General features: G+C 45.5%; 3 protein-coding genes and 1 pseudogene. 1 reads left to right on the plus strand and 3 read right to left on the minus strand.

Annotated elements, in window-relative coordinates:
* Window positions 1–1,585: glycerol-3-phosphate dehydrogenase (gene glpD, locus A3766_RS16430; protein ID WP_369808633.1), on the plus strand; the 1,585-nt coding region annotated here is incomplete at its 5' end.
* Window positions 1,586–1,812: 227 nt separating this feature from the next.
* On the opposite strand, the gene A3766_RS16435 is transcribed toward glpD, so the two are convergent.
* The 3 genes and pseudogenes from A3766_RS16435 to A3766_RS31250 all read right to left on the minus strand — a co-directional run.
* Window positions 1,813–2,778: an AgmX/PglI C-terminal domain-containing protein gene (locus A3766_RS16435; RefSeq protein WP_068553968.1), complete on the minus strand. Its 966-nt coding sequence runs from the start codon at window positions 2,776–2,778 to the stop codon at window positions 1,813–1,815.
* Between the two features lie 2 nt (window positions 2,779–2,780).
* Window positions 2,781–3,281 carry a biopolymer transporter ExbD gene (locus A3766_RS16440; protein ID WP_068511512.1) on the minus strand — a complete coding sequence of 167 codons (501 nt, stop codon included), beginning with the start codon at window positions 3,279–3,281 and terminating at the stop codon, window positions 2,781–2,783.
* Window positions 3,278–3,635, minus strand: a pseudogene (locus A3766_RS31250) (hypothetical protein); the annotation flags it as partial. The pseudogene A3766_RS31250 and the gene A3766_RS16440, both read right to left, overlap by 4 nt.

Below are 3,635 nucleotides of genomic sequence, written 5' to 3' on the forward strand. Positions count from 1 at the left end.
CGTTTTTGAGGTTTATATGAACATTAGCAGTGAAAAAAAGGAACTTTTCTATGATTTAGCTATTGTTGGGGGTGGCATTAACGGGGCTGGTATTGCTGCCGATGCCGCTGGCCGAGGCTTAAAAGTGTTCTTATGTGAACAAAATGACTTGGCTTCAGGTACATCTTCCAGCAGTAGCAAGCTAATACATGGTGGACTAAGGTACCTCGAACACTACGAGTTCAGACTAGTTAAAGAAGCGCTGGCAGAAAGAGAAGTACTGCTTAATAAAGCACCTCACCTTGTCTCACCCCTGAAGTTCGTCATGCCTCACCGCCCTCACCTTCGCCCTGCATGGATGATCCGCTGTGGCTTGTTTATGTATGACCACTTGAGCAAACGAAATACCTTGCCCAAAGCACGGAAGGTGAAATTTGATGGTCATGCACCTTTTACAAACTCGATCACCAAAGGCTTTCAATATCATGACTGCTGGGTCGATGATTCACGTTTGGTAGTTATGAATGCGATAGATGCCCATAATCGTGGTGCAAGCATTGAAGTTCAATCACAGTGCCATAACTTGAGCTTCGACAAAGATCTTGGTCGTTGGCGCCTAAGTATCTTCAACAAGATCGAACAGCGCAGCTACGATATTCTCGCAAGCAATATCGTTAATGCCTCAGGCCCCTGGTTAAACAGCTTTCTTGATTCAGCGGCAGAAGATATTAAACCGGCTCGAAATATTCGACTGATTAAAGGCAGCCATATTATCGTTCCCCGCTTTGAAGAACTGGATGAAGCTTACATTCTACAGAACGAAGACAAGCGTGTGGTATTTGTACTTCCCTATCTTGATCACTTTTCAATAATCGGAACCACCGATAAAGAATACCAAGGAAAGCCAGAAGACGTAGCAATTGAAGACTGGGAAGTTGATTACCTGATTAAGGTATACAATCAACATTTCAAACGTTCGATTTCTCGTGAAGATATCCAGTCTACCTATTCTGGCGTCCGTCCACTGTGTGATGATGAATCAAACGACCCCTCAGCAATCACCCGTGATTACACGCTAGAACTCCATCAGGAAAGTGAAAGCAACGCCCTGCTTTCAATCTATGGCGGCAAAATCACCACTTACAGAAAGCTTTCAGAAGCGGTTCTAAACAAGCTGTCGCCATTTATTAAGGAGCTTGGTAAACCTTGGACTGCAGATGAACCGATGCCCGGAGTTCAGTTCGTTGGTCAAACAAGAGAGCAGATAGAACAAGCTATTAAAAAGAAAGCGCCATGGCTAACTCATACTCTCGTACAACGCTACCTCAAATCATATGGCACCCTTTGCTTTAGCTTTCTAGCGAACAAACAAGGCATGAGCGATATGGGAGAATACTTTGGTGCCGACTTATTCTCTGCAGAAGTCGACTACCTGATTGAACACGAATGGGCACGCTCAGCTGAAGATATTCTCTGGCGCCGCAGCAAACTCGGTTTGTTTTTGAATGAAGAGGAAATTTCGAAGCTTAAACTGTATTTTGAGGGGCGTTTTTCTGGGCTCGCATCAAAAAAGCCAGCCAAAGCGGCGACTGAAGTCGCTGCTTAGGCATTCACCCTAAGCTCGTGGTAGAGGCATCAATGCTTCGATTGCGGGCTATGATCATTAGCGAGGGGCGGAACCCTCTGCTTACGAGCGGGGGTTAGTATCGTATTTCTGGGATAGCGACCATACTTGTAGGCAGAGGCCTCCGTGCCTCGCTGGCGGGTTAGCACGAGTTCGATCATTAGCGAATGGGCGGAACCCTCTGCCTATGGATAGCAAATAAATTTGGGCTAGCCTGGGAATAACTCTATTGGATAGCTAATCGTTGCCTGATCGACACCTGACTTCTGTCCGAAGTTGACTAAGCGCAGACGCTTACAAATTTTGCTTTCCAGTCTTGGCTCATTCAGTGTTGACTCTACTGCCGAACAGCTAGAGACCTGACCACTTGGCTCAACGACTAGCTGTGCAGTAAAGGCTCCTTGCAGTGAAGGCTTCTTACGCAGTGCGCGATTATAAATACTGTTAATCGCAGATTTATTGGCGTCCATGGTGCGACGAATATCTTCACGAGTACGCTGAGCAACCATGCGCTTCGCATCCAGTTCTGCCAGTTCAAGCGCGGTTTGAATTTCTTCAGCTTTTTCTACTTCCGTCATCTCTCTTGAGGCCAATTCCATTCTCTGTGTTTCTTGCGTCAACTTGGTTTCATCAATGCCTGCACTGCGTGAAGTTTTCGCTCTTGAGGCGAGCTTATCTTCAACTTTACGAGCAATAGGTTTTGCCGAAATCGTTTTGGGCGTATCGAGTTTAACGCTATCAGCTAAGCTACTTAGTGCAGACAACTGATTACTCATCGCTAGCAAACCAGATGTTTTGGCTTTCTCTCGTGCCAACTGAATATCTTTTGCTTTCGGCTTAATTTTTGGCTTGGGCTTTTTCGCTATTTGAGCCTTAGGTTTTGGTTTCGGTTTTGGCTTCTCAGCAACTTTCTTCTCAGGCTCAACCTTCTTAATCTCTTTCTTAATCTCTTTTTTAAGGACAGGTTTAGGCTTTTCTTTTTTCTTAAGTATGACCTTTGCTAGTTGAGGAGGCAGGGCTTCCAGCTCTTCCCTATCTTGCTCAGGTAAATCCACCCACGAGACATAAACAGCGATTGCCAAAAATACAGGAATAACCGCTGCGGTAATCTTCCCTAAGCGTTCACTCTCACCTGCTTCGGCATTCCAGGCTGGCCCTAATTGATTAAACGCCATGATTAAGCCTCCTGCTCAACATGCTTATTAACCGCAAGTGAAATGCTGGCATAACCAGAATCCACACAGGTTGTCATAATTTTCTTTAACAGCTCATATGGCAACTCACGATCGGCAACGATAGTGATTGGACGCCCTTCTGGCGCGACTGCGCTGTTAGACTTTGAAGCCTGATAGTCTAACTCAGCCTTAAGCAGAGGTTCTACCTCTCCTTGAAATTCACGAAGCTCGGCGACTTTAACGATCGCTCGGCCACCGACAAGAATATCGTCGTGAGTCACGGCTAATGCCAGCGCATCTTTTGGCATTTGATCAGCATTAGAAACCGGAAGCTTGACCATATTGTTCTGGTTCAATACTTGTACATCACTTGAGGAATTTACCATCAAGAAAAACACAAGAATCGTAAAGATGTCCATCAAGGATACCAGGTTTAACTTACCCTGATTCTTACTACGGCGTTGGTGACGCTGGATACGCTTGGCTTTTGCTGATGTTTTCATGATCTAACCTTCCCATCAGTTAATTCGGTCTTGGCATCCGCAACACTTTCGTTTGCATCAACAACTTCCGGCGCATCGGCTATCGACACTTCCGGGAATAACTCGGCATTCACTACACTTCCCGCAACAACGGTTCGGTAAGATCGCACTTTATCCATCACAGACACCAAGGTCTGATAGGAAGTGTCTTTTCGTGCCATGACAGTAATATCTTTCTTTTCCGGAATACGCGATTTCAGCTCCTGCATCACTTGCCCTAACATCGCAAAGTCGTAAGCCCCAGTACTTACGGCCGCGTTGTCAGAGCTATTATTTGCAACTGAATTCCGCTTTAAACTATTTATTTGCTTAATA

It is taken from the genome of Oleiphilus sp. HI0132 (assembly GCF_001635845.1).

Excerpts from the sequence above, each read along its gene's own strand:
- A3766_RS16435 (WP_068553968.1), bottom strand. The coding sequence starts at position 2,778 with ATGGCGTTTAATCAATTAGGGCCAGCCTGGAATGCCGAAGCAGGTGAG.
- A3766_RS16440 (WP_068511512.1), bottom strand. The coding sequence starts at position 3,281 with ATGAAAACATCAGCAAAAGCCAAGCGTATCCAGCGTCACCAACGCCGT.